Here is a 26,763-nt window from a genome sequence, read left to right on the forward strand (position 1 = left end):
TACGATTCATTTCTCTATCCTTCCAAATTATATGTCTTAGCATTTTCTTGAACACCTTTATTAATCAACCATTCATACTGAAAAATCAAACATTGGCACGTTAATTGTATCCAAATAAAACAATAAATAAATACAACCAAATTTCAATCTCATAATTTACAGGAAGGAATCTTAATATGAGTGCCCCTAAATTTACCGTAAGCTCAAGACTTGCTAATGATGATCTAATTCCCACTAAAGATAAAAGTTGGGGCTGGTACAGTATCTTTGCTTTTTGGATGTCGGATATCCATTCGGTTGGTGGTTATGTGGTTGCTGCTTCGCTATTTGCTTTAGGGCTTACTGCATGGCAAGTATTAATATCCTTAACGGCTGGGATCTTAATTGTCCTTTTATTTGCTAACTTGATGGGAAAACCAGGACAAAAAGCCGGCATACCATTTCCTGTGGTTTGTCGTATGTCATTTGGTGTGATTGGGGCTAACATCCCGGCAGTAATTCGAGGTTTAATTGCTGTGGTTTGGTATGGTATTCAAACCTACCTCGCCTCCAGTTGCTTAATCGTAATGATTTTATATTTTGCACCTGAATATCAAACCTATACTGAAATATCCTTCCTAGGGTTGTCATATTTAGGTTGGTTTGCCTTTATTACAATGTGGTTGATTCAAGCTTCTGTCTTTATGTTTGGCATGTCAGCAATTAAAAAATTAGTTGATTGGTCTGGACCGGCTATTTATTTAGCGATGATTTTATTAACGGTTTGGATGGTTTATAAAGCGGGTTGGCAAAATATCAACTTAAACCTAAGTGATAAGCAATTATCAGGTTCTGACGCTATTATTCAAATGATCATGGCCACAGCGATCATTGCCGGTTACTTTGCTGGTCCAACTCTCAATTTCTCGGACTTCTCTCGTTATTCACCCTCTTATAAATCATTAAAACTCGGTAATTTATTAGGCTTACCACTTAACTTTATTATTTTCTCAGTAATTAGTGTGTTAATCGTTGCGTCAACTATTCCTGTATTTGGTGAAATCATTACCGATCCTATTGAAACCGTAAACCGACTGGATAATGGCACCGTTATCATATTAGGTTCATTTACCTTTATTTTAGCGACCGTCGGCATCAATATTGTGGCAAATTTTGTCGCTCCTGCCTTTGACTTTTCTAACGTATCGCCACAAAGAATTAGCTTCAAAACCGGCGGATTTATTGCTGCCATTGGCGGTATATTAATAACACCATGGAACCTATTTAATAACCCTGAAGTTATTCACTATACGGTTGATGTATTAGCCGCCATGATCGGCCCGATTTACGGCATAGTCCTCATTGATTACTTTAAAGTTCGTAATCAAGAAATTGATATCGACTCTTTATACACAGAAGATCGTAGAGGAAAGTATTGGTATTTTAATGGCATCAACTCAAATGCTGTTAAGGCTTTAATACCTTCAACTCTATTCGCACTAGCCTGTTCATTTGTATTTACCGATCTGGCTAACTTTTCGCTTTTCATCGGTGGATTTACAGCTTCTATTAGCTACTACTGGCTAATGAAAGATAAGTTAACTTCTGTGGTTAAAACAGAAAGAGCAGTTAGTTAATAGGCATCTGCTTAAATAAGCATAAAAAAACACCAAGCTGGGGAGGCTTGGTGTTTTTCGTTTTTACTAGCTAACTTGGAGTTTAACTAGGTTTACACAGGGAGATACATCGCTATTCCAATTGAAACATTCTAAAGCTTAATGCCTCAGTTCATTCCAGCGACGCTACATGTCGTGCAAACATTTATCGTGAAGTAGATGCAAGGCAACAAAGAAACAAAACATCTACAACGCAACATCTTTTGTTACATTATGGACACATTAATGAAAAATAAAACCATCATTTTTGAAATGTAAATTTACTAGAAACGTCACTTTCAAAATTGGCATTTTCAGAAAAATAGACTACAAAACTGAGAGTGGTATTAACTCTAGACCTAGTACCGAACTAAACGCCATCACGACTAGTAATGAGGTTTTAAATACCGATTTAGACCATTGAATGTAATTCGATTGATCCATGCTTCTAAAGGTGACTTTTGACCATGCGAAGCAAGATAATGCCGCCACCGCTAAATATTCATAACCTGTGTGCCCGAAAGCATACAAACCAAGCGCAACCAACGAGAATGCGGCCACGTATGCCATCATATGTTGACGAGCACGCTGAATTCCTTTCACCACGGGCAGTACAGGAATGCCTGCTTCTTCATAGTCTTGCATTCTGAACATCGCAATGGCATACGAATGCGGCATTTGCCATAAGCAGAACAAGCTAAACAACAATACCGCTTCAAAGCTGACGTAATTAGTCACCGCTAGATAGCCAACCAATGGTGGAATAGCCCCCGATACACTACCCACTAAAGTGCCGTATACCGAGGTGCGCTTGTACCACATAGTGTAAAAGAACACGTAAAACACATAACCTAATAACACCATTACTGCTGACAACGGATTAGCCATTTTATAGAGTAATCCGGTACCCGCCAGCAACATCACCAAGGCGTAAAGAAAGGCGTGATCAACCTTGATTCCACCTTTCACCATGGTGCGATTTTGAGTACGTGACATTTTAAAATCGATATCGCGATCAAAAATGTTATTAATCACACAGCCAGAGGCAATGACCAACGCCACGCCTAGCATAGTGAATAATAGCAAACTCAATGTAACAGGCTCTGATTTAGCCGCTAGAAAGTAGCCAGCTAAAACAGAAATTAAATTGCCAACAATAATGCCGGGTTTGGTTATTGATACGTATTCTTTCAACATCAGCAGACCTACATCATCATATTGTGGTTTAAGTTCCACATGATCCAGATTGAACCTGCGATGACGATGAAAACAATCACGGCAGTAAACGCAAAAGAAAGCGCGTTGAATCGACCTTTCTCTGAGCTATCCATGTGTAAGAAATACACTAGATGAACCAGTAATTGCAGCACTGCGGTAATGATCAAAATCTCAATGGTTGCTTCTCGAGACAGTACCCCAGTGTAGGCAAAGTAAAATGGAATAATGGTCAAGATAAGCGAAGCTATAAAGCCAATGATGTAACCTTTAGCACCTGAATCTTGATGGTCTTTTGATACAGCTGAATGAGACATTAGATCACCCCCAGTAAGTACACGATAGTGAATACACAGATCCAAACGATATCTAAGAAGTGCCAGAATAGACTTAAGCAGTAAAAACGGCCTTTCATTAAATCATTCAAACCTTTAGTGCTTAATTGGAAGTAGCAAACTGCTAACCAAATTAAGCCAAAAGTCACGTGTAGTCCGTGCGTCCCGACTAAGGTAAAGAATGCCGATAAAAACGCACTACGCTGTGGGCCAAAACCCTCTGCAATCAAATGATGGAACTCATACACTTCCATCGCGATAAAGCCTAGGCCAAGTAAAGCGGTGATTAATAACCAACGCTTTAAACCAGCCACATCTTCACGCTTCATTGCAATGATGCCAAAACCAAAGGTGATACTACTTAAAAGCAGCAACATGGTTTCAACAAACACAAATGGTAGTTCAAAAATATCTTTACCAGTTGGACCACCAGCAGTGGCATTAACTAGTACTGCATAAGTGGCAAATAACGAGCCAAATAAAATGCAGTCACTCATCAGGTAAATCCAGAAGCCATATTGCTTCATTTCATTTGCATCATGATGATCGTGATCATCATGATGACCATGCTCAACCGCAGTATTAGCGTGCATAATCAACCTCCATATCTTCATCATCCGCGGGTGTGCTTTGCTGAGCTTTTGCTTTGCGAAGCTGATCTTTATTGGCTTGCTCAATCGCTTTAATTTCTTCAACCGATACGTAGTAATCACGGTCTTCATTGAAACTGTGAACAATCGAGGTCACGATAATGCCAACGAAACCCACTGCGGCTAACCACCACATGTACCAGATCATGGCGAAACCAAAGATCAGGGCGAAACCAGAGATAACCATCCCCGTTGCGGTATTTTTCGGCATATGAATTGGAGAGTATTCTTCCTTTTCTGCCAATGTCGCTTCTACGCCAGCTTCGCCACGTTGTTTTTGATACCAGAAAGCATCAATTTCATCGCCTTTCGGGATTTTGACAAAGTTATAAAATGGTGGTGGTGATGAGGTTGACCACTCAAGAGTACGAGCATTCCACGGGTCACCGGTTAGATCGCGGTTTTGTTCACGGTCACGCACACTGACAATAAATTGCGTGGCTTGACATAAAACGCCACAGAAAATAATAAAAGTACCAAACGCTGCAGTTGCTAATAGCGGGAAGTATTCAGGATCAATGTGCTGGCTCAAACGACGAGTCATGCCCATAAAGCCCAGTGCGTATAGTGGAATAAAGGCAAATAAGAAACCAATAATCCAGCACCAAAATGCTCGTTTACCCCAGGTTTCGTTCAAGGTAAAACCGGTCGCTTTCGGGAACCAGTAAGTCACACCAGCAAAACAACCAAATACCACACCACCGATAATCACGTTATGGAAGTGAGCGATCAGGAATAAACTGTTATGCAATACAAAGTCTGCCCCGGGAACGGCCATCAATACCCCTGTCATACCGCCAACGGTAAAGGTGATAAGGAAGCCAATGGTCCAAAGCATTGGAGAGCTAAACTCAACGCGACCACGGTACATGGTAAATAGCCAGTTGAAGATCTTAACCCCGGTTGGAATGGAGATAATCATGGTGGCAATACCAAAGAAGGCATTGACATTGGCGCCCGATCCCATAGTGAAGAAGTGATGCAACCAAACCACAAAGGCCAAGATGGTAATCACAACCGTTGCCCACACTAATGAGGTATAGCCAAACAATTTCTTACGAGAAAAGGTCGCCACTACCTCTGAATACACACCGAATATCGGCAGTATTAAGATGTAAACTTCCGGATGTCCCCATGCCCAGATAAGGTTGACGTACATCATCATGTTGCCGCCCATATCATTGGTAAAGAAATGGGTACCGATGTAACGATCAAGCGTCAATAACGCAATCGTCACCGTCAAAATTGGGAACGAGATAATGATTAAGATATTGGCGCACAATGAAGCCCAAGTGAACACTGGCATCTTCATCATTGGCATTGATGGCGTACGCATGCGCATGATGGTAGTGAAGAAGTTCACCCCAGATAACGTGGTACCTACACCGGATATTTGTAGCGCCCATATCCAGTAATCAACCCCGGTTCCAGGACTCGCTTGAATGCCAGATAAAGGCGGATACGCTAACCAACCCGTACGGGCAAACTCACCTACCCCTAAAGAAACGTTGGTTAAGATCACACCCACAACAAACAACCAGAAACTCAAGTTATTCAAATATGGGAATGCCACATCACGCGCACCAATTTGCAGTGGTACGACGATGTTCATTAAACCAATGATCATCGGCATCGCCACGAAGAAAATCATGATCACGCCGTGAGCACTAAAGATTTGGTCATAGTGCTCTGGTGGTAAGTAGCCCGCATCTCCAGCAGAAGAAAGCAACTGCTGACTACGCATCATGACTGCATCCGAGAAACCTCGAATCAGCATAATTAATGCCACCGCGATATACATAAAACCAATTTTCTTATGGTCGATAGAAGTGAACCACTCCGACCATAAATATTGCCATTTACCGTAATAAGTAATGGCTGAAACTAACGCAAGCCCGACCAACGCGATAACGGCCAATGTCACCACAATAATGGGTTCATGGTATGGCACGCTGTCGAGGGAAAGTCTTCCAAATATACTTCCAAACATAGTATTTCCTACCCTTTAATTTTGTGCCATGTCCATAGAGTGCCCTTTACTCATCTTTTCATCTGATGAGTTCAGAGAACCTTTGTACTGCTTCACCACATCGGCAAACAAATGCTCAGGAACACTGGAGTAATAAGTCACCGGTACGTTTTCACTTGGCTTAGCAAGCTGACGATAGCCCTCAAAATCATTCATCACTAAAGCATTTTTATTGGCTTTAACGCTGTTTACCCAGTCATTAAATTGCTCAGGAGTGTCCGTAACATGGGCAGTAAATTTCATCCCAGAGAAACCTTCACCACTGTAGCTAGCGGAGATGCCTTTGTAGTCATTCGCTTCATTAGCCATTAAGTGGACACTGGTCATCATGCCCGGCATCGCATAGATCTGACTGCCAAGACGAGGAATAAAGAAAGAGTTCATGATGTTGTCAGAAGTGACTTTGAACTTAACCGGGACATCTTTAGGGAAAGCCACGTAATTGACGGTCGCAATATGTTGGTCAGGGTAGATGAACAACCATTTCCAATCCAAAGAAACGACTTCGATGGTCATATGATCAACATCACTCACTAACGGTTTAGATTGCTCTAACTCGTGAGTAGTGCGCCAAGTGATCGTACCTAAAATAGCGATGATAATGATTGGAACTGTCCACACCACTATTTCAATCTTGGTTGAATGTGCCCATTCCGGATCGTATTTTTCATCGGTATTGCTCGCGCGATACTTATATGAAAAAAACACTGTCATTAAGATCACGGGGATAACCACAATCAACATCAGCAATAGTGCCGTGATGATCAGTTCTTTTTCTTGAATGCCTATGACCCCTTTAGGATCAAGCAAAGCAGATTTGCATCCTGACAAGAGTAGAGCTGCAATAAACATCCCTCCTCTCACCAAGATACTTCTATATCTTGAGGCTTCCATTCTAATTCTCGATGTTTAAGGGTTGCTGTCACATTGTGGATATAAACGAAACAACCAAGTGGTAAACAACGCAGCTTTATTAACCAGTCACCGCATTTAGCGACTTGTTAGCTAACATTTACTGCTTTTTTTTAATTTATTGCTTCAAGTGCATATCGCCCCACCTTGAGTGGTACAAAATACACACACTTCAAAAACAACAAACCACACCAAATAAAATTAAAATATTACATTTAAAAATATCTAGTTACATTTAGACCATTATGCTTACATAAACACAACAACTCACCATGCAAAAATGAAAACTAACTTTCCATAAAACAAAAACCCACAAGATAGACGGGCCAGTTTTATCCAATCTAAAAACATGTAGAGAACAATCTAAGAAAGAATAATCGAGAAAGGAAACAACTTAGGAATAACTGATATTCGCCGAATTTAGCGACAAAAAAGCAAACATTCATGGATTTTAACGACAAAAATCGCAAGGAAAATTGAGTCCTGATACACAAAACAAAGAAAAGAATCCGAGAGTGGTTACTGAAAAAATGGAGGGAAATCGCGTGCTTTTACTCTAGATGAAAATTAACAATTGGTACTGTTAACGATTAAAAAACACCCAAAAAGATTAAAAACATTCATTACATCAATAACAAAAATTGCAACTTCCATTAGCATAAATGCTTTAAAATTAACACTGTTAGCTACATTCAATTTATTCGACTTTGGTCTTAGTTTTCTATATAAAGAATGTTATTTTCATGTAAACACACAGATATATTGTGGTTTTGTGCTGTTAATGGATTGCTGTATTTTGCTTAGGAGTTAGCTAATGAACACGCAAAAAAATTCTTTTTCACTCATAGATAAACCCACCTTCTTTGGTGCAATTATCGTTCTTTTATGTGCCGTCATCCCTTTAATGATTTTCCCTGAAGAAGGGGAGAAATGGGTTGCACTGGCCAAAACATTTATGACAGATAAAGTGGGAGCGCTTTATCTTATTCTTGGCCTTGCCTCTTTCTTCTTTATGATTTACATCATTTTTTCAGACATTGGCCAAATCAAACTCGGTGATCCCGACGAAAAACCTGAATTCAAAACGGCATCTTGGGCTGCCATGCTATTTTGTGGTGGTATCGGTGCCAGTATTTTATATTGGGGTACTATCGAGTGGGCATTTTATTACCAAAATCCACCATTTCAATTAGCGCCAGGAAGTGAAGAAGCGGTCCGTTGGGCAGCAACTTATGGAATTTTCCACTGGGGCCCAATTGCTTGGTCTATTTACCTAGTACCTGCAATTCCAATTGCCTACTTCTTCTATGTTCGTAAACAACCTGTTTTAAAGGTTTCAGCAGCACTGATGCCTATCATTGGTGAAAAACGCGCTCAAGGCGGTTTAGGTAAAACCATCGACGTTATGTTTATCTTTGGTTTACTTGGCGGTGGTGCAACCACGCTAGGCTTAGCCTCACCACTGATCACTGAAGGTCTACACCACCTATTTGGTACACCGAAAACCACTGGTGTACAGCTAATGGTTTTATTAGTTTGTACTATGATCTTTGCTTATTCTGCTTATGCCGGAATGTCAAAAGGGATCCAATTACTCAGTAACATCAACTTCTGGGGTGCCTTAGCATTATTGATTTTCATCTTCGCAGTTGGACCAACTACCTTCTTACTTGAGACAGGTTTGGATTCTCTAGGAAGAATGCTATCAAACTTCTTTGTCATGGCCTCTTGGGCTGAACCTTTCGGTGGTTACGGTTCATTTGAAAATACCCATTTCCCACAAGATTGGACGATTTTCTACTGGGCGTGGTGGCTAGTGTTTGCACCAAGCATGGGCTTATTCATTGCACGTATTTCTCGCGGCCGTACCATTAAACAAATGGTTGCAGGTTCAGTGTTCTTTGGCTCTTTAGGTTGCTTCTTATTCTTCATGGTTCTAGGTAACTTTGGTTTATCACTTCAGTTATCAGGTCAATTAGATGTTATCAGCGTCCTAAATGCTCAAGGTACTACTGCTGCTATCTTTGCGATATTAGATCAACTGCCAATGAGCACTTTGGTTATCGTGGTCTTTACCGGTCTATGTATCATCTTTACCGCAACAACTTTTGACTCGATTTCTTACATCCTGGCTTCTGTTGTGCAAAATGATGTCACTGAAGAACCAATGCGTTGGAACCGTTTATTCTGGGCATTTACCCTATCATTCATGCCATCGGTATTGATGTTCATGGGCGGTCTCGCGACACTACAAACCGCTTCGATTGTGGCCGGTATTCCATTGATTGCTATTTCAGCCATGTTAATGATGTCGACCATTAAGGCTGCCAATTTCGATCTGGCAAACCAAGAAGGTTACGAAGATCCAGTGATCAACATTGAAGACTTACCAGATGTCGATCCTTGGTCTACGGAAGGTATCGCTCTGGCAAAATTTGAAGAGCTGAAATCTACAGCGATTGAAGCTGCCGATGATGAACGTCAAGCACTGAAAGCGATTTGGAAATTAAGAAAGCAAATCCGTGAAGAAGCCTTAACCTATGGTGATAATGGTCTTGAACTTGGTGATATTCCGGCTGAACTACAGAAACAGTTAGATACCCTCACAACTGAGGCGATGGCTGCAAAAGAAGTGAAACTTGCGGCTTCTCAAGAAGCACAAGAAGCTCGAATTGCTTTCAATGATCTAATCAAAGAAAAACAAGAGCAAGAAGCTCAAAGTGACTCTACTCCACCAGCGGAAGTAGAAAAAGCAGCGAGTTAATATAAGTAACAATCTCTTAGATACGAAAAAGGGCAGATGATTCTGCCCTTTTTATTGCGCTAAATTTACTTCAAATACTGAGCATGAAACTTCAGGTGTTCATCAATAAAGCTAGCGATGAAAAAGTAACTATGATCATAGCCATCACGAAGATTAATCTCGAATGGGTAGTTCACATCATTCGCTGCATTTTCCAAAAGTTGCGGTTTCAGTTGTTCTTCCAAGAAATTATCCGCTAAACCTTGATCGACTTTAATCGGCGGTAGGTAGGCTTCGTTACCTTTGATTTTTTTCATCAACTCCACCGAATCATATTTGACCCACAATGCTTGGTCATCCCCTAAATAAGCGGTGAGAGCTTTGTGTCCCCACGGACAATGCAGTGGGCTAACAATTGGGCTAAATGCTGAAATCGATTTGAACCTTGGTGCATTACGCAAACCGATCGTTAACGCTCCATGACCACCCATTGAGTGACCAGAAATCGCACGCTTATCGGTAACGGGAAAATTCGCTTCAATCAAAGCTGGCAGTTCATAAGCGATGTAGTCATACATTTGATAATGCTTAGCCCAAGGCTCTTGAGTGGCATTGAGATAAAACCCCGCCCCTTTACCAAGATCATAAGCTTCATCATCCGCCACATCATCACCACGAGGGCTAGTATCTGGTGCCACAATCGCAATACCTAACTCCGCCGCCATACGCTGCGCACCGGCTTTCTGGACAAAATTCTCATCGGTACAAGTTAAGCCTGATAACCAATATACGACCGGTACTTTATTCGACTCTAACGCTTGCGGTGGCAAAAAAATCGAAAAGCGCATCTTGCAATTAAGCACTTGCGATTCATGCTCAAATTGCTGTTGTTGGCCGCCAAAACACTGATTTGAATTCAACTGTTTCATAAATATCCATCTGTTATTTTACGTGTCTCGTGTCTCGTGTCTCGTGTCTCGTGTCTCGTGTCTCGTGTCTCGTGTCTCGTGTCTCGTGTCTCGTGTCTCGTGTCTCGTGTCTCGTGTCTCGTGTCTCGATAAAGAGTGTCCTAGCTACGATTCAATCGTCAAGCTCATTGAACTAACCATTAGGAAAACTCTTATCATAGAAACTCGATCTTTCGTATTTCACCTCGAGATACGAGCAACGAGCTTCCTAGCTACGATCCCCCCTTCAAACTCATTGAACTAACAACTAGGAAAACTCTTATAATAAAAACTCGATCTTTCGTATTTCACTTCGAGACACGAGCAACGAGTTTCCTAGCTACGAACTTTAGAAATGAATAACACTACGAATACTCTTACCCTCATGCATCAAATCAAATGCATCATTAATATCTTCTAAGCCCATAGTATGAGTAATAAAGTCATTCAACTTAAACTCACCTTTCATGTAACGTTCTACGTAATCTGGTAGTTGTGAACGACCTTTTACTCCGCCAAATGCAGAACCTTTCCATACGCGTCCAGTAACAAGTTGGAACGGACGAGTTGAGATCTCTTGCCCTGCACCTGCTACACCAATGATGATCGACTCCCCCCAACCTTTGTGACAACACTCAAGCGCTGACCGCATTAGGTGTACATTGCCAACACATTCAAATGAGTAGTCAACGCCGCCATCGGTCATTTCTACGATCACTTCTTGAATTGGCTTATCGAAATCTTTCGGGTTCACCACATCGGTTGCGCCAAGTTTTTTAGCAAGATCGAATTTTGATTCATTGATATCAATAGCAATGATTCGGCCCGCTTTTGCCATGGTCGAACCAATGATCGCTGATAGACCAATGCCACCAAGACCAAAGATAGCTACCGTATCACCCGGCTGAACTTTTGCGGTATTGGTTACGGCGCCCATGCCTGTAGTTACCCCACAACCAAGTAGGCAGACTTCTTTTAAATCGGCTTGTGGATTAATTTTTGCTAACGACACTTCCGGTAGAACCGTGTATTCAGAGAACGTTGAAGTGCCCATGTAGTGATAAATCGGCTCACCATTAATAGAAAAACGAGTGGTACCATCTGGCATTAAACCTTTACCTTGCGTTTCACGAACCGAAGAACACAAGTTGGTTTTGCCCGAAGTACAGAATTTACATTCGCCACATTCTGCGGTGTATAACGGGATAACATGATCGCCCACTTGAACCGAAGTAACACCTTCACCCACAGACTCAACAATACCGCCACCTTCATGGCCTAAAATGGCTGGAAATACGCCTTCTGGATCATCACCTGATAAGGTAAAAGCATCAGTATGACAAACACCAGTGGCAATAATTTTCACGCGCACTTCACCTGCTTGTGGAGGCATGACATCAACGGTTTCCATCTTTAAAGGCTCACCGGCTTTCCACGCTACGGCTGCGCGTGACTTAATTACTTGTGCTGTCATTTCAATTCCTATTTAGATGTTTTTTAATTGCTTTCAGTATAGCCAAGCTCACCTAAATGATAAGGATCTTATTTGCAAAACACTTTTACCAGTAGGTAATAATGGGTAGGATATAGTATCGATTGATACATATAGGTGATAAATATGCAGTGGCAAGGAATCTCAGAATTTGTGGCAGTCGCTGAAACTGGCAGCTTTACTTTGGCCGCCAAACACCTATCGGTATCGACCGCGCAAATCAGCCGTCAGGTGAATCAGTTAGAAAAACGACTATCGGTAAAATTGTTTTATCGCACGACTCGTCAAGTTAAGCTCACCGATATTGGTCAAAATTACTTTGAACAATGTCAGGCTATTTTAGAGCAATTAAAAGAAGCCGAACTGTCCGTCACCAACCTCAATCATAGCTTGCAAGGGCAACTTAAAGTTTCGGTGCCAATCGCCTACGGTGAAAGTCATATTGCGCCATTAATTAATGACTTCTGTTTGTTATATCCAGACTTGAATATCGAGCTTTGGTTAACCAACCAGTTAGTCGATCTTACCGAAGAAAAAGTCGATCTGGCGATCCGCTTAGGCGCGTTGGATGATTCGAGTATGATGGCGAAAAAGTTACGTCCAAGGCAGCAATATCTCTGCGCCTCGCCCAAATACTTACGCCAACATGGTCAGCCAGAATCTTTGAACGATCTCAAGCATCATAATTGCCTAGTGGGAACCCTAGACTATTGGCGTTTTCATAACAGGAAGTTAACCGTAAATGGCTCGTTAAAGTGCAACAATGGTTATGCGTTGCTTGATGCGGCACTCAAAGGGATTGGTATTGTTCAACTGCCCGACTACTACGTAGAAAGTTATCTAGAGTCAGGTCAATTGGTCGCACTATTGCCTCAGCTACAAACAAAAAATGATGGCGTGTGGGCGGTCTACCCTCACAACCATCATTTATCGACTAAAGTCCGTTTACTGCTCGACTATTTAGATAAGCACTTGAACTAAGATTGCTTTTTATTCATTTCAGCTAGCGTTGCTTGTAGCTTGTCCAACTTTTCATTAAGTATCTGCATTTCCTGTGAAGTCGCCATGGTATCCGCATCCGGGTTTTGCTCTTCGCGTAGTTGCTTATGCTCTTCTGACATCACTTCCAAAATAGTACCAACCATCATATTTAAGAAAATGAACGCGGTGAGGAAGATGAAAGTTAGGTAGTAGATCCAACTCAATGAATAGACTTCCATGGTTTCATACATCACATCGGTCCAATCCTCAAAGGTCGCCACTCGGAACAGGGTTAGCATTGAGATCGACACATCACTCCACAAGGTTGGGTTAATGTTGGCGAACAACATGCTGCCAATTGCGGCGTAAATGTAGAAGATCACAAACATTAATAACCCGATATACCCCATCTGAGGAATCGCTTTTATCAATGCATTTACCAGTACCCGTAACTCCGGCACCATGGAAACCAAACGCAGCACGCGGAAGATACGTAGTAGCCTAGCGATAAGGATGGTCGAGCCGGCTGCTGGATATAAGCTACCGATAACAATAATGGTATCGAAAATATTCCAGCCCTTTTTAAAGAAAGAGCGGATACCATCACTGGCGAGATAGCGGATCACTAATTCCACTAAAAAGAATACCGTGATCGCGATATCCATGATGTTGAGTGCCGACTCCATCGTCGGAGGTAAAGAATAGGTATGGGCTCCAACCGTTAGGGCTGAAATGATGATCACCGCAATCACAAACCATTGAAAACTTTTGCTTTGATCGATGCGTTTAAAAGCTCGCTGAAAGTGCGAAAAGGTAGACGTTTGTTCCAAGAATTTATCCCTTAAGAATATCGTGTTATTAACTCACATCATGATAAGTGGATTCTTGGTATAACAAAGTGAATAGACGTAACAGAGTATTACCTGCACGTCTGTTCAATGGTCATTAACTCATTAAACCTAACAAGTATTTGGCTGCTGCTTGTGGATCTTGCGCATGACAAATCGCTGAAACTAAAGCCAAACCATGTACGCCCGTTGCCATTAACTCAGGAATATTGCTTTGGTTAATGCCACCAATCCCGACAATCGGTAACGAGAGGGTATTCAGCGCCTTTTGTAAACCTTCAATGCCCCAATGATTTTTCGTATTGGTTTTAGTAGGTGTTGCAAAAATGGCGCTTAAACCAATGTAGTCAATTGGCAAAGTATCGGCTTGCGCAAGTTGTTGTTCGTTTTCAATCGACAAGCCAAGGATCTTATCTGGGCCGATTAACCGACGAGCGATGTCCGCTGGCATATCCGACTGACCGAGATGAACGCCATCAGCATCAATCGCCAGTGCAACATCCACTCGATCATTGATAATTAAAGGTACACCACTACCTGTTAAAATATCTTTTACGGCTTGTGCTCGTTCAATAAAAGCACGCACATCACCATGTTTTTCGCGTACTTGCACCATGGTAACCCCACCTAGTACCGCTTCACTGACTACATGTTTCAGTGTGGCTAAATCTTGTTGATCATCGGTGACCAAATACAAACGATAGTCGCTCATTGCGCTTCCTTATTCACACGCTCTAGGTTTATAGGATCTCATTTAAGACGTTCTACTTTAAGACGTTGGCTCAGCGTTTGCACATCAAGTTGATATAACTCATCTAACAATGCCATTTGCAGACTACCCGGACCGCGCGCTTGCTCCGCTGCAATCTCCCCCACCACACCAAGCACCGCTGTGGCAGCTAAACCAGACTCATCACCGACGGCGGCAAATGCTCCGGTCAAAGCGCTAAGCGTACAACCCATCCCCGTTACGCATGGCATCATTGGGTGACCATTGCTGAGTTTTACGGTTTGTGTATTACTCACTATGTAGTCAGTTTCACCGGAGATCACCACACTCGCACCATACTCATTAACCAAAAAACTGGCTGCGCTTAATGCCGCATCACTACTATCTAAAGCATCTACGCCTTTGCTTTGCGCTTGTTCACCGGCTAATGCAATAATCTCAGAAGCGTTGCCACGAATGATCAACTTATTGGCTAACTGAGCAATTTGACGTGAAGTGTTGGTACGTAGCTGGCTGGCACCACAACCCACAGGATCAAGCACCACTACTTTGTTATGAAGATTGGCTTGTTCTACTGCATAAGTCATTCGCTCTGTCCAAGCACTATCAAGCGTGCCGATATTCACTACCAGCGCACCAGCAAATGACATCATCTCCGCCATTTCTTGTTTTGAATGCGCCATGATAGGAGATGCACCAATTGCCAATAACGCATTAGCCGTATTATTCATCACTACATAATTCGTAATGTTTACGACCAATGGCTTCTGCTCTCGTAACGAAGTTAGCGCTTGAGTAATTTGTTCGATTAACATGTGAATTCTCCAATTAACCCTATTTAACGTTTAAACCTTGCTGCCAAAAAGCCACTTCCATACGAGTTGCGGTTTTAAATACTTCAATCAAGTTTCGGCCACGCTGACTATTAATATCAATTTCATCTAGCAGTTGATTAAAGTGCTCTGCACCACTTGCCACACCAGACTGAAACTCTTCGCCGCCGTATAAATTTATCCAGCTTGCGTAAGGATTGCCTTCCAAAACGGTATCGGCATCTTCGATCAGTCTTTTTCCAATCACTGCATAGCCAATCGAACACGGCGCTAAAGCAGCGTAAAGATCGACGAGATCGCCAGTCATGCCAGCATCAAGCACATAACGGGTGTAGGCAACAGTGCCAAAATCTTCTGGCTCATTTTCCAAATCACTTTCGGTTAATCCCCACTGGCCGCAATAAGTCACATGATGCGACAGTTCAGAATCAAGTAAACCCTGTACCGTAGGTAGAGCGCGGCGCATATCATCCAAAGTACGGGCTTTGTAAATAGCCAATGCATAAGCTCGTGCATACTGTTTTAAGAATAAAAAATCTTGCTTTAGATAATGTAAAAAACAAGCTTGCTCCAGAGTACCTTGTGCCAATTGCTCAACAAAAGCATGCTCGGTGTATTGCTGCCAATCTCGCTGACAAGCGTCGATCAAATCTTGGTATTTCATAATGTAGTTATCTCAAATTGGCGATATCGAATTAACTAAATCTCAACTTAGTCTCTTTAACTTAAAGGCTAAGAACGTAATCTTTAGCTTTTGGTAGCGTCTCGATGATTTTTTTATCGAACATAAACTTGGCGTAGTCGTCATAACGTTTGAGATCGACTGCCGATGGACGCAGTGCAAAACGGGTTAAAGTATCTTTCCACGCACGATGATTAAGCTCGTTATCTAGCGTATCGGGTGCGTAGGCGACAAACTCTTTCCATGAGGTTTCTGGATGGTTAACGATATAAGTAGTGGCTTGTTGTAGTGCAGTATTGAAAGCTTGGATCATCTCTTTATCGTAGCTTTTAGCATTGGCAACAAACACCAACTCATCATAGGCAGGCACACCATGTTCTTCAGGGTAGAACGATTTCGCTTTATATCCTTCTAGTGCTAGCTGATTGGTTTCAAAGTTACGTAGACCGCCCCAAATCGCATCCACCTTGCCAGAAGCTAATGAAGACGATAGCGCCCAGCCAACGTTGATCATTTGTACATCAGAAAGCTCAACGTCCTCTTGCGCTAACATAGTGCCTACCGTTGCCCCTTCATTGCCGGAAATCGCAATACCGATCTTCTTACCTTTAAGGTCTGCAAGATTTTCATTCTTTCCATTATCCAGCACCATCAAGGTATTAAGCGGTGTGGCGACAAGAGTTGCCGAGCGAATTAAAGGCAAACCGGCTGCCACATCAATGGTTAGACTAGGTTGGTATGAAATCGCCATATCGACCTTGCCTGCTGCAACTAACTTAGCCGGAGTACTAGGATCGGCTGGCTCTTGAATATTGACTGTTAAACCTTGTTGCTTGAAATAACCCCGCTCTTTGGCAATCACAATTGGGCCATGATTTGGATTGACGAACCAATCCAGCATTAAGGTCATTTCTTTTTCTGCGGCAAGCGCATTAGTAGAAATAAGCGAGGTAACTAAAGTGACAGCACTGATCAATTTGTTTATTTTCACGAATCATTCCTTATTAAATTGTCCTGTTGGTTTACGATTTACTAGGTTCTGTTGAGCTTTCGATTCTTGGAGATCGTTATTTGCTTTCCCAAGGGACTAATTATTTACTTTCCCAGGGAATAGCGGCTTTCAATAATTTATCGGTGATGAAATACAAAGCGATCGATAGCATTGCCAAAATAAATAACGCGGCAAACATTTCATCGATAATCATCCGAGCGTTAGCTTGTAACATCAGATAGCCCAAGCCTTCACTGGAACCAACCCACTCCCCCACGACCGCTCCAATCGGCGCGATCACTACTGCGACACGAATCCCAGAAGCTAAGGTGGGTAAGGCTGCGGGTAGTTGAATATGGCGTAACAATTGCCACTTAGAAGCGCCCATGGTTTTGGCGAGATCAAGGTAACCCGTTGGAGTATTACGCAGGCCGTCATAACAACAAGTCGTCACCGGGAAAAATATAATGATGGCTGCCATCACCACTTTCGATGCAATGCCATAACCGAGCCAAAGCATCAACACTGGCGCGATAGCAAATACTGGGATCGCCTGGCTGGCAATAAGAATCGGTAATAACCAACGCTTGAGCGGTTCAAACATCAACATTTGTAAGGCGAACAGCAGGCCCATCGATAAACCAAGCGCAAGACCTAGCAAAATTTCCTGCGCGGTTACCCAGGTGTGCTTAAGCAACACATCATATCGAGTAAGTAATTTATCCAGTACATCGACTGGCGCAGGCAAAATAAAGCTTGGCATATCAAACATCACCACAACCAACTGCCATAAGCCGAGTATCACCACAACCGTAACTAGCAAACGTAGCGCAGGATGCGTCACACGCTCTTTTTGACTCACTCGGCGAGAAAGCGATTGGTATTGAGTCATCTCACTCATAATCTTTCTCCAATTGCTGCAAAATGGCTTGTTGTAACGCGGCGCATTCGCCATCTAATATTCGGGGAGTCGGCGATTCTGGCACCGCAAGAGATTGCGCTTTGGCTGGTGTTCCTTGCAGTACATACAATTGATTGGCTAGCCGGACAGCTTCTTGTGGATCATGGGTGATCAAAACCACGGTTTTCTCTTTCAATAACTCGGCTGACAAAGTCTGTAATTTATGTCGCGTCACGGCATCAAGCGCTGAAAAAGGTTCATCCATCAATACCACTGGCTTGTCTTGCATTAAGGTGCGAGCAAGCGCCACACGTTGTCTCATTCCACCTGAAAGTTGATCCGGTTTGGCATGGCTATAATCCACCAGCCCGACTTGCTGCAATAATTTGATCGCACGTTGCTGCTCTTGCGGAGAATCGCTTGGAGAATGATTAAAACGAGAACTTAAACAAACGTTATCCAACACATTGAGCCACGGCAGCAATAGATCTTGCTGAGCCATATAAGCGATATGCTCGGTTAACAGTAAGTTGTCGGTAGTCGTCAGGCTCCCTTGCCACTCAACTTTGTCGGCTAATAAGCCCGCTAAGTAGCGAAGAATCGTGGTTTTACCGCAGCCACTTTTCCCCAACAACACCGTCCATTGCCCTGCTGGGATCTGCATATTGATGCCTGAAAGCGTAGGAGTTTGGCTATCTTTATATTGCAAACAAGCGTTAGTAATTTGAATGCCGATAGTTTTAGCTGACATAGCTCTAGGAGACGTAGATTTAGTAGACATAGCTTCAGTAGACATTGCTAACGCCTAACTTTATCGCGATGGTATTAAGTGGGATGACCGATAAGTGATTTAAATCAACGCAGTAAGCTCCTGAAATCACAGGCGCACTAGGTTCTTTTGATGAAGAGATTTGCTGAGGATTACACTGTATTGAAGAATTCGCCATTACCACTCCTATTACCAACGTATAGGAACTGGCTTTGGCCGTCATTTGGAAGGATCGAAGATCAGATTCGCAAAGGTTGCCGAGGTGATTCGGCGAGTGGCAAAGCGTTATAGTTCCCTACGTCAGTGCTAACTGAATCAGGTTCTACGGGTCTCGAATTTCGATCTCAGCCAATCTTTGGCTCCCCGACTATTACGCGCAAATCATAACAGGACATTTAAATCAGTAATATGCTTTTTTGATAATAACTCCTATTTAGAATTCATTTATGAGAGCTAGGTATTCCGTTTGCTATCACTTTTGGTCAGGAGAGCGCCATGGCCAAATAACGGACAAAAAAAGTCCGCAATAAATGCGGACTTTAAGGATGCTTAATATCAAGCTAGTGTTGGTGGAAAATTATTCCCACTCAATCGTCGCGGGTGGTTTGCCCGAAATATCGTAAACCACACGAGAGATGCCATCGATTTCATTGATGATACGGTTAGAAACCTTACCTAGGAAATCGTATGGTAGGTGCGCCCAATGTGCAGTCATGAAATCAATGGTTTCTACCGCGCGTAGTGACACAACCCAATCGTATTTACGGCCATCGCCCATTACGCCAACCGAGCGTACAGGTAGGAATACCGTAAAGGCTTGAGAAACTTTATTGTAAAGATCTGCAGCGTGAAGCTCTTCAATGAAGATAGCATCGGCGCGACGTAGTAAATCACAATATTCTTTCTTCACTTCACCTAGAACACGCACACCTAGACCCGGGCCAGGGAACGGGTGACGGTAAAGCATGTTGTATGGTAGGCCAAGCTCTAGACCTATCTTACGTACTTCATCTTTGAACAATTCACGTAATGGCTCAACCAGACCCATCGCCATATCATCTGGCAAGCCGCCAACGTTATGGTGAGATTTGATCACATGCGCTTTACCGGTTTTCGATGCTGCAGATTCGATTACATCTGGGTAGATAGTGCCTTGTGCCAACCATTTAGCGTTTTTCAGTTTCTTCGATTCTTCATCAAAGATTTCTACGAATACACGACCAATGATTTTACGTTTGGCTTCTGGCTCATCTTCACCACCTAGTGCGTCAAGGAAGCGGTTTTCTGCATCGACATGGATAATGTTAAGACCGAAGTGATCGCCAAACATTTCCATCACTTGCTCAGCTTCGTTTAAACGTAGTAAACCGTTATCAACAAATACACAAGTTAATTTAGGACCAATCGCGCGGTGGATTAGCATTGCAACCACTGATGAATCAACACCACCAGATAGACCTAAGATCACTTCATCATCGCCCACTTGCTCTTTAATGCGGGCAACTGCGTCTTCGATGATTGAAGATGGTGTCCATAGTTTGCTACAGCCACAGATATTCAGCACAAAGTTTTCAAGCATGCGTAAGCCTTGACGAGTGTGCGTTACTTCTGGGTGGAATTGAACACCGTAAAAACGTTTTTCTTCGTTGGCCATTGCTGCATACGGGCAAGTGTCGGTTTGAGCAACTTTGGTGAAATCAGCTGGGATCTCAACTACTTTATCGCCGTGGCTCATCCATACATCTAAAAGTGGTTTGCCATCTTCAGAGATTGCATCTTCGATATTTTTGAATAAAGCACAGTCAGAAACAGACTTAACTTGAGCATAACCAAATTCACGTTCGTTAGAACCAGCAACTTTACCGCCTAGTTGCTCAGACATGGTTTGCATGCCGTAGCAAATACCAAATACCGGTACGCCAGCATTAAAAACATATTCAGGAGCGCGAGGTGAACCAGCTTCAGTTACACTTTCTGGACCGCCCGATAAGATAATACCGTTTGGATTAAATTCACGGATATCCGCTTCGTCTACATCCCAGCTCCACAGTTCACAGTACACACCGATTTCACGGATACGACGAGCAATCAATTGGGTGTATTGAGAGCCAAAATCTAAAATTAAAATGCGTTCAGCATGGATATTGGTTGTCATTAGTGTTCTCTAATAATCTAATCAAAGTGGGTGTGGTACGAGTTTCGAGAAGACTGGCTTCCCTTTGTTTAAACTCAAACACTCATACCTTTAAAATATTATCTGGGGTAAAGCTTTGCCGTTATGACTCACTTTTCCCCATAGATTAACAACTTACATTCTGTTGTAGTTTGGCGCTTCTTTGGTGATCTGCACATCATGCACATGCGACTCTTGCATGCCCGCACCTGAGATACGAACAAATTCAGCTTTAGTACGCATATCTTCGATGGTTGCACTACCCGTTAAGCCCATACTTGAACGTAAACCACCCATTTGTTGGTGGATGATTTCTTTTAGGCGACCTTTGTATGCGATGCGACCTTCAATACCTTCAGGTACTAGCTTGTCTGCAGCATTATCCGATTGGAAGTAACGGTCTGATGAACCTTGAGACATCGCACCTAGTGAGCCCATACCTCGGTAAGACTTGTAAGAACGACCTTGGAAAAGAATGACTTCACCCGGTGCTTCTTCCGTACCTGCGAACATAGAGCCAACCATTACGCAAGATGCGCCAGCGGCAATCGCTTTACAGATATCACCAGAGAAACGGATACCACCATCAGCAATCACAGGAATGCCAAATTCAGCTGCTGCACTTGCCGCTTCTGAAATAGCGGTAATTTGTGGAACGCCTACGCCTGTTACGATACGAGTAGTACAAATAGAACCCGGGCCAATACCCACTTTAACCGCATCAACACCAGCATCAATAAGTGCACGAGCGCCGGCAGCCGTTGCTACGTTACCACCGATGATTTGCAAGTCAGGGTATAGAGCGCGTGTTTCTTTAATGCGATCAAGTACGCCTTGCGAGTGGCCATGTGATGAGTCAATCAATAACACATCAACACCGGCTTCAACTAACGCTTTAACACGCTCTTCGTTACCTGCGCCAGCGCCAACTGCAGCACCAACACGTAAACGGCCGCGCTCATCTTTACAAGCGTTCGGTTTACGTTCAGCTTTTTGGAAATCTTTTGCCGTGATCATGCCTGAAAGTTGGAAAGCGTCATTGACGACCAATACTTTCTCAACACGATGGGCTTGCATGCATTGCTGAACTTCACTCATTGATGCGCCTTCTTTTACAGAAGCAAGACGATCTTTTGGTGTCATTACTTGTTCAACAGTTTTGGTTAAATCGGTTACAAAACGCACGTCACGACCGGTAATAATACCGACAAGATCGTTACTTTCTGTCACAACAGGAAAACCAGCAAAACCGTGTTTCTCGGTTAATGCTTTTACATCAGCAATGGTTTCATCAGGACGGATTGTCACAGGATTGCTAACCACACCCGCTTCGTAAATTTTTACTAAGCGAACTTCTTCAGCTTGTTGCTCGATCGACATATTCTTGTGAATAAAACCGATACCGCCTTCTTGAGCTAGAGCAATAGCCAAACGAGCTTCTGTTACCGTATCCATAGCGGCAGAGATCATTGGTACATTAAGGGTGATCTTTTTAGTCAACTGAGTGCGAAGATCAGCTGTATTTGGAAGAACAGTGGAGTGTGCTGGGACGAGCAGTACGTCATCAAACGTTAAAGCTTCTTTAGCGATTCGTAACATTGCAATATCTCACATAAGAGTTTTGGAGGAATAAATCCCGCATTGAGCCTGAACTCTCCGCGATAAACTCATTTCATCGTTTCGCATAACAAAATGAATTTGGGATTTGATATTGCAGCGGGATTATACGCCTCACGCAATCGTTTGACTAGCCGTTTTTGATAGTTTCTTTATGATATTTTCATCAGTAAAATTATTGATTAAAAATATGAATAAATTTCGTTCATTTATTAATGTTATCGGACGTGTTTTTTATCTCGAAATAGCCAACACTATTAGGCTCAAAAGCCAACTAACGTTATAATGAAATCGATTGCTTACCTCTTTTTTATCTAAAAATGGCGACCAATGACCTTAAATTCTAATCCCAATATTTTTACCGTCTCTCGTTTAAATGCCGAAGTCAGAATGCTACTTGAAAATGAAATGGGCATTGTATGGCTTGTTGGTGAGCTATCAAACTTTTCAGCGCCGGTTTCTGGCCATTGGTACTTCTCATTAAAAGATGCTCGCGCCCAAGTCAAATGTGCCATGTTTAAAGGCAATAACCGACGAGTGAGTTTTAAACCACTTAATGGTAACCAAGTTCTCGTTAAAGCGCGTTTATCTTTATATGAACCACGTGGCGACTACCAATTGATCGTCGAAAGTATGCAGCCTGAAGGCGATGGCCGCTTACAACAAATGTTCGATGAACTAAAAATGAAATTGGCCGGTGAAGGCTTATTTGCTCAGCACCTTAAAAAGCCCCTGCCCGATAATCCCAAACGTATTGGGGTGATTACGTCCAAAACCGGCGCGGCTTTATATGACATTCTCGATGTTTTAAAACGTCGCGATCCTAGTCTACCTGTCATCGTCTACCCAACGACGGTACAAGGGGAAGACACCGCATTTAAAATTGCCCAAGCGATTGGACGAGCGAACAGCCGTAATGAATGCGATATTTTAATCGTTGGACGTGGCGGTGGTTCGTTAGAAGATCTATGGTGTTTTAACCATGAAATTGTGGCTAGAACTATAGCGGCAAGCCAAATTCCGATTGTCAGCGCGGTTGGCCATGAAATTGATGTCACGATTGCTGATTTTGTTGCCGATGTACGTGCACCAACGCCATCGGCTGCGGCTGAACTAGTTAGCCGAGATAATAGCCATAAAGCACAAACCATTTTAAGCAAGCAACAAGCGTTAATGAGTGCTTGGCGTCATTATCGCCACCAGCAAAAAACGCAGCTCAATCGATTACAATTTGCATTAGAAAAGCAGCATCCTCGCTACCAGTTAGAAAAGCAAAGCCAAAAGTTAGATGACCTTTCTTTTCGTATGCAGCAAGCTTTAACTAGGCAGCTAACACAATCAAGAAATCAATTGGATCGAGCTCAACAACGACTCAATTTTTATTCGCCAAATAAGACGATTGAACGTAATCAGTACCACCTAAAAAATAATAAAGAACGATTGATCCAAGCAATCAACCAACATTTATTAAATCAACACTATCGACTTTCTCTTCAAGCGGAAAAACTCGATACCGTTAGCCCCCTTTCCACTTTAAAGCGCGGCTATTCGATAACCCGAGATGAAAATGGCAAGCTGATCACGGATGCTAAACAACTCCGTTCAGGTCAGACAATTAACACGAAATTTATTGATGGTGATATATACTCAGTTATTGTATGAGTATTTTTTGATCACTATGCACTCCAATATCGAGGCTTGATTTGAATCAGCATAAAGAAATTTGGCCATCACTATGGCAAGAGATCGTAAACTTGGTTACAGACCTTACCGAAGTGCCGGTCGCGCTGATTATGCGTAAAAATGCCGATAGCATGGAAGTCATAGCGGCCAATAATAATAGGGCTGATAATCCTTACCAGATTGGTGCTAAGGAAGCCTTGTGTCATAACTTATACTGTCACCATGTGGTACAAACAGATTCTCCTTTGCATATCTCCAACGCTCTAAAGTTGGATAAATGGAAAGACAATCCTGATATCAAACTCGGCATGGTCGCCTACTATGGCTTACCAATTCATTTTGCTGATGGCAGTACTTTCGGCACTTTTTGTATTTTAGATAACAAAGAACGCGAGTTTGACGAGAAATTTCAACGCTTAATGCAACTACTGGCTAATTCAGTTGAAAGCTCACTAGCTATGCATGTTGAAAATCTGAAATTAAGCGATGAACTTCAAGAGCGCGATCATTATCATTCTCTCACCAACTTACCGACTCAATCGCTAGGCCAACTCAAATATTCACATAAAGATGATCTCAATTTATCCATTCTCTTTATTCGCAATATTCAAGCATTTGATATTCGAGATAATCTTGGCTTGATTGATGCGCAAAGGTTAACTCAAGAGTTTTATAAGCAGGTCAAAAGCTGTATTCCTAAAGAAGTAGAAATCTACTACATCAGTAACTCTGAAATGATCTTGGTTCTTAACTCTCAATCTCCCGATACATTAGCCGGTGAAACTGAAAATCTAGCTTGTTTGCTACGCGAGTTATTTTCCTCTCCGATCAATTTAAACGATAAAAAAATCACCGTTCCAATCAGCATTGGTTGTGCCTTTTCTTACAACAATGAGTACCGCTTTGAAGAAGTGCTTGATATGTCGACCGTTGCTTGTACTCAAGGAGCACATTCCAGTAAAGCATTTCATATCTTTAATCCTGACCAACAAAAACTGCGTCAGCATCATTATGAAGTCATGCAACAATTCCCAAGTGCTTTTGAAAATGATGAGTTTTATCTCAACTATCAGCCTATTATCTCAGCGGAAACCAATCAGATTGTAGGTTGTGAAGCCCTAGTTCGTTGGAATAACGCGACATTGGGAATGATCTACCCAGATGAATTCATTCCTCTAGCAGAGAAGTGTGGCGCGATGGTGAGACTCGGTGATTGGGTCATCGAGCAAGCGCTTGAAAACTTGAAGCGCTGGCAGGAGAAGAATAATCCTGACTTTTATATCAGCATTAATATCTCCAGCACGCAATTTAGCCAAGATGATTTTACCGATAAGATCAAAGCGAAATTGAAGCAGTACCAGATTAACCCAGATAATATTTTGCTAGAACTGACAGAAACCGCACTACTTGATAATCAACAACAAGTGATGAAGCACTGTCAGGAACTGTCTCAACTAGGCATAAAAATCGCTCTGGATGATTTTGGAACGGGTTTTTCTTCTTTAAGCCACTTGCATGACTTCCCGATTGATATTGTGAAAATCGATAAGAGCTTTATCTTTAGCTTAAACAGCTCTAAAAAATCAGAACAACTGGTGAAAGGTATTTTATCGCTAGGTAAGATGTTGGACTTGAAAGTGGTGGCTGAAGGGGTGGAAAGTTTAGATATCTGCCAAAATCTACAATCGCTGCATTGTGACTTTATGCAAGGTTACTACTGGGATCGTCCACTCTCTCCGGAAGATTTTGAATCAACCTACCTTGATTCCTCGAAATAACGACAACATTTGAAATTCAAAGCCAGCGAAGTATTGCATTATGCTCGCTGGCTTTTTTGTACCTACCGCTATCAGGCAAATAGGCGCCGTACCGCTTCCTGTTTAAAGGGCGTCATGGTACTCAAATAGAATACGCGATTTAGACTTAAGCTCATTACAATGAGAACAGAAGTAACTCACCGAGCCACAGGCCTGTATTTTGTCTGCCGTTTGCTGGCAGTCTGGACACTTGGCTACGCACGTATAGTTATGCTGACATGCATGACATTGATATTGCTCACTTCCCTTGTTGCCACTAGCATCGAAGGTTAATTCCCCCTGACAAGAAGGGCATAAATCCTGCTTCATAATCACCTCTGTAAAAATACCTGTAGATTTAACTCAATAGTACTATTATCCTAGCAAGACAAAAAAATTTACTGACTTCAGATAAGATAAATAGATCTTTCACCGATCTTCCGCTTTCTACCCCGTGATCAGCGATCTACCCCATTAAGAATATTTATATCACCATATGCCGAAAGCATAAGTTACATGTTCTGCATTTCAATTTTAAAAAGCATAAAAATCTAAATTTTATTTTTAAAACGCCACGATCCGATATTTTCGATATTCCAAAAAACGCTATTTAGGCTATTAAACCAAAAGATCATCGTCTCACAGGAGAAGTGACTTCTAATTGGTATTCATGCTTCCAGTACGCTTATCTATACCCAAGTGATTTCAAGATAGATAGATATGCTTAGAGTCACTTGGCTATATACAAAAATACCACTCAATTGGAGTGGTATTTAACGTTACAGCTTATTGTGCGTGTAGA

23 protein-coding genes and 1 riboswitch are annotated in these 26,763 nt (G+C 42.3%); of the genes, 5 read left to right on the forward strand and 18 right to left on the reverse strand.

What is annotated here, in order from left to right; all coding sequences use genetic code 11:
• Positions 1-176: 176 nt before the first annotated feature.
• The gene (locus L3V25_RS15445; protein ID WP_237296362.1) at positions 177-1,616 is read left to right on the forward strand and encodes an NCS1 family nucleobase:cation symporter-1; all 1,440 of its coding nucleotides are present in this window, start codon (positions 177-179) and stop codon (positions 1,614-1,616) included.
• Between the two features lie 345 nt (positions 1,617-1,961).
• Here the strand turns inward: L3V25_RS15445 and cyoE are convergent, their stop codons facing one another.
• From cyoE to cyoA, 5 genes are read right to left on the reverse strand one after another with little or no spacing between them, the layout of a single operon-like run.
• Positions 1,962-2,879 carry a heme o synthase gene (gene cyoE / locus L3V25_RS15450; RefSeq protein ID WP_237296408.1) on the reverse strand — a complete coding sequence of 306 codons (918 nt, stop codon included), beginning with the start codon at positions 2,877-2,879 and terminating at the stop codon, positions 1,962-1,964.
• Complete coding sequence (gene cyoD, locus L3V25_RS15455; protein ID WP_237296363.1) at positions 2,840-3,166, reverse strand: cytochrome o ubiquinol oxidase subunit IV; 327 nt, start codon at positions 3,164-3,166, stop codon at positions 2,840-2,842. The genes cyoE and cyoD overlap by 40 nt, the downstream gene beginning before the upstream one ends.
• A complete protein-coding gene (gene cyoC, locus L3V25_RS15460; protein ID WP_237296364.1) occupies positions 3,166-3,777 on the reverse strand; it encodes a cytochrome o ubiquinol oxidase subunit III in 612 nt (203 codons plus the stop codon). Before cyoC ends, cyoD begins: the two co-directional genes overlap by 1 nt.
• Positions 3,767-5,812 carry a cytochrome o ubiquinol oxidase subunit I gene (gene cyoB / locus L3V25_RS15465; RefSeq protein ID WP_237296409.1) on the reverse strand — a complete coding sequence of 682 codons (2,046 nt, stop codon included), beginning with the start codon at positions 5,810-5,812 and terminating at the stop codon, positions 3,767-3,769. The genes cyoC and cyoB overlap by 11 nt, the downstream gene beginning before the upstream one ends.
• Positions 5,813-5,839: 27 nt before the next feature.
• Positions 5,840-6,757 (reverse strand): ubiquinol oxidase subunit II, encoded by a 918-nt coding sequence (cyoA, locus tag L3V25_RS15470; RefSeq protein ID WP_193001108.1) that lies wholly within the window; start codon positions 6,755-6,757, stop codon positions 5,840-5,842.
• Positions 6,758-7,589: 832 nt separating this feature from the next.
• Between cyoA and L3V25_RS15475 the strand changes: the two genes are divergently transcribed.
• A complete protein-coding gene (locus tag L3V25_RS15475; RefSeq protein WP_237296365.1) occupies positions 7,590-9,539 on the forward strand; it encodes a BCCT family transporter in 1,950 nt (649 codons plus the stop codon).
• 65 nt (positions 9,540-9,604) lie between these two features.
• Here the strand turns inward: L3V25_RS15475 and fghA are convergent, their stop codons facing one another.
• Both fghA and L3V25_RS15485 read right to left on the reverse strand, forming a co-directional pair.
• Complete coding sequence (gene fghA, locus L3V25_RS15480; protein ID WP_346656341.1) at positions 9,605-10,453, reverse strand: S-formylglutathione hydrolase; 849 nt, start codon at positions 10,451-10,453, stop codon at positions 9,605-9,607.
• Positions 10,454-10,814: 361 nt separating this feature from the next.
• Complete coding sequence (locus tag L3V25_RS15485; RefSeq protein ID WP_267135511.1) at positions 10,815-11,939, reverse strand: S-(hydroxymethyl)glutathione dehydrogenase/class III alcohol dehydrogenase; 1,125 nt, start codon at positions 11,937-11,939, stop codon at positions 10,815-10,817.
• 144 nt (positions 11,940-12,083) lie between these two features.
• Between L3V25_RS15485 and L3V25_RS15490 the strand changes: the two genes are divergently transcribed.
• Positions 12,084-12,938: a LysR substrate-binding domain-containing protein gene (locus L3V25_RS15490; RefSeq protein ID WP_237296367.1), complete on the forward strand. Its 855-nt coding sequence runs from the start codon at positions 12,084-12,086 to the stop codon at positions 12,936-12,938.
• On the opposite strand, the gene L3V25_RS15495 is transcribed toward L3V25_RS15490, so the two are convergent.
• From L3V25_RS15495 to guaB, 10 genes are all read right to left on the reverse strand, one after another.
• Positions 12,935-13,768 (reverse strand): ion transporter, encoded by an 834-nt coding sequence (locus tag L3V25_RS15495; RefSeq protein WP_237296368.1) that lies wholly within the window; start codon positions 13,766-13,768, stop codon positions 12,935-12,937. The two genes, L3V25_RS15490 and L3V25_RS15495, sit on opposite strands and share 4 nt — an antisense overlap.
• Before the next feature lie 115 nt (positions 13,769-13,883).
• The gene (thiE, locus tag L3V25_RS15500) at positions 13,884-14,498 is read right to left on the reverse strand and encodes a thiamine phosphate synthase (protein WP_237296369.1); all 615 of its coding nucleotides are present in this window, start codon (positions 14,496-14,498) and stop codon (positions 13,884-13,886) included.
• Positions 14,499-14,536: 38 nt separating this feature from the next.
• Positions 14,537-15,331 (reverse strand): hydroxyethylthiazole kinase, encoded by a 795-nt coding sequence (gene thiM / locus L3V25_RS15505; protein ID WP_237296370.1) that lies wholly within the window; start codon positions 15,329-15,331, stop codon positions 14,537-14,539.
• A gap of 19 nt (positions 15,332-15,350) precedes the next feature.
• Positions 15,351-16,013, reverse strand: a complete 663-nt coding sequence (gene tenA, locus L3V25_RS15510; RefSeq protein WP_237296371.1) for a thiaminase II — start codon at positions 16,011-16,013, stop codon at positions 15,351-15,353.
• A gap of 61 nt (positions 16,014-16,074) precedes the next feature.
• A complete protein-coding gene (locus tag L3V25_RS15515; RefSeq protein ID WP_237296372.1) occupies positions 16,075-17,022 on the reverse strand; it encodes an ABC transporter substrate-binding protein in 948 nt (315 codons plus the stop codon).
• Between the two features lie 100 nt (positions 17,023-17,122).
• Positions 17,123-17,923 (reverse strand): ABC transporter permease, encoded by an 801-nt coding sequence (locus L3V25_RS15520; protein WP_089140483.1) that lies wholly within the window; start codon positions 17,921-17,923, stop codon positions 17,123-17,125.
• Positions 17,916-18,674 (reverse strand): ABC transporter ATP-binding protein, encoded by a 759-nt coding sequence (locus L3V25_RS15525; RefSeq protein WP_237296411.1) that lies wholly within the window; start codon positions 18,672-18,674, stop codon positions 17,916-17,918. Before L3V25_RS15525 ends, L3V25_RS15520 begins: the two co-directional genes overlap by 8 nt.
• Before the next feature lie 34 nt (positions 18,675-18,708).
• Positions 18,709-18,870, reverse strand: a complete 162-nt coding sequence (locus tag L3V25_RS15530; RefSeq protein ID WP_237296373.1) for a hypothetical protein — start codon at positions 18,868-18,870, stop codon at positions 18,709-18,711.
• Between the two features lie 97 nt (positions 18,871-18,967).
• A riboswitch (TPP riboswitch) is annotated at positions 18,968-19,068 on the reverse strand.
• A gap of 201 nt (positions 19,069-19,269) precedes the next feature.
• Entirely contained in the window at positions 19,270-20,847 is a 1,578-nt protein-coding gene (guaA, locus tag L3V25_RS15535; RefSeq protein WP_193001086.1) for a glutamine-hydrolyzing GMP synthase, read from the reverse strand.
• A 153-nt stretch (positions 20,848-21,000) separates the two neighbouring features.
• The gene (gene guaB, locus L3V25_RS15540; RefSeq protein WP_089123480.1) at positions 21,001-22,464 is read right to left on the reverse strand and encodes an IMP dehydrogenase; all 1,464 of its coding nucleotides are present in this window, start codon (positions 22,462-22,464) and stop codon (positions 21,001-21,003) included.
• Between the two features lie 348 nt (positions 22,465-22,812).
• Here guaB and xseA point away from each other — a divergent pair, with 348 nt between their 5' ends.
• Complete coding sequence (xseA, locus tag L3V25_RS15545) at positions 22,813-24,144, forward strand: exodeoxyribonuclease VII large subunit (protein ID WP_237296374.1); 1,332 nt, start codon at positions 22,813-22,815, stop codon at positions 24,142-24,144.
• Positions 24,145-24,185: 41 nt separating this feature from the next.
• On the forward strand, positions 24,186-25,943 hold the full coding sequence (locus tag L3V25_RS15550; protein WP_237296375.1) for a sensor domain-containing phosphodiesterase: 1,758 nt from the start codon (positions 24,186-24,188) through the stop codon (positions 25,941-25,943).
• Between the two features lie 102 nt (positions 25,944-26,045).
• Here the strand turns inward: L3V25_RS15550 and L3V25_RS15555 are convergent, their stop codons facing one another.
• Complete coding sequence (locus L3V25_RS15555; protein ID WP_237296412.1) at positions 26,046-26,291, reverse strand: zinc ribbon domain-containing protein; 246 nt, start codon at positions 26,289-26,291, stop codon at positions 26,046-26,048.
• Positions 26,292-26,763 lie beyond the last annotated feature (472 nt).

The organism is Vibrio sp. CK2-1 (genome assembly GCF_021726515.1).
Lineage (GTDB): Bacteria > Pseudomonadota > Gammaproteobacteria > Enterobacterales > Vibrionaceae > Vibrio.

Excerpts from the sequence above, each read along its gene's own strand:
- cyoC (WP_237296364.1), bottom strand. The coding sequence starts at position 3,777 with ATGCACGCTAATACTGCGGTTGAGCATGGTCATCATGATGATCACGAT.
- L3V25_RS15445 (WP_237296362.1), top strand. The coding sequence starts at position 177 with ATGAGTGCCCCTAAATTTACCGTAAGCTCAAGACTTGCTAATGATGAT.
- L3V25_RS15530 (WP_237296373.1), bottom strand. The coding sequence starts at position 18,870 with ATGGCGAATTCTTCAATACAGTGTAATCCTCAGCAAATCTCTTCATCA.
- L3V25_RS15525 (WP_237296411.1), bottom strand. The coding sequence starts at position 18,674 with ATGTCAGCTAAAACTATCGGCATTCAAATTACTAACGCTTGTTTGCAA.
- tenA (WP_237296371.1), bottom strand. The coding sequence starts at position 16,013 with ATGAAATACCAAGATTTGATCGACGCTTGTCAGCGAGATTGGCAGCAA.
- thiE (WP_237296369.1), bottom strand. The coding sequence starts at position 14,498 with ATGAGCGACTATCGTTTGTATTTGGTCACCGATGATCAACAAGATTTA.
- guaB (WP_089123480.1), bottom strand. The coding sequence starts at position 22,464 with ATGTTACGAATCGCTAAAGAAGCTTTAACGTTTGATGACGTACTGCTC.
- xseA (WP_237296374.1), top strand. The coding sequence starts at position 22,813 with ATGACCTTAAATTCTAATCCCAATATTTTTACCGTCTCTCGTTTAAAT.
- thiM (WP_237296370.1), bottom strand. The coding sequence starts at position 15,331 with ATGTTAATCGAACAAATTACTCAAGCGCTAACTTCGTTACGAGAGCAG.
- L3V25_RS15475 (WP_237296365.1), top strand. The coding sequence starts at position 7,590 with ATGAACACGCAAAAAAATTCTTTTTCACTCATAGATAAACCCACCTTC.
- L3V25_RS15485 (WP_267135511.1), bottom strand. The coding sequence starts at position 11,939 with ATGACAGCACAAGTAATTAAGTCACGCGCAGCCGTAGCGTGGAAAGCC.
- guaA (WP_193001086.1), bottom strand. The coding sequence starts at position 20,847 with ATGACAACCAATATCCATGCTGAACGCATTTTAATTTTAGATTTTGGC.
- L3V25_RS15490 (WP_237296367.1), top strand. The coding sequence starts at position 12,084 with ATGCAGTGGCAAGGAATCTCAGAATTTGTGGCAGTCGCTGAAACTGGC.
- cyoD (WP_237296363.1), bottom strand. The coding sequence starts at position 3,166 with ATGTCTCATTCAGCTGTATCAAAAGACCATCAAGATTCAGGTGCTAAA.
- cyoA (WP_193001108.1), bottom strand. The coding sequence starts at position 6,757 with ATGGAAGCCTCAAGATATAGAAGTATCTTGGTGAGAGGAGGGATGTTT.
- L3V25_RS15555 (WP_237296412.1), bottom strand. The coding sequence starts at position 26,291 with ATGAAGCAGGATTTATGCCCTTCTTGTCAGGGGGAATTAACCTTCGAT.
- L3V25_RS15520 (WP_089140483.1), bottom strand. The coding sequence starts at position 17,923 with ATGAGTGAGATGACTCAATACCAATCGCTTTCTCGCCGAGTGAGTCAA.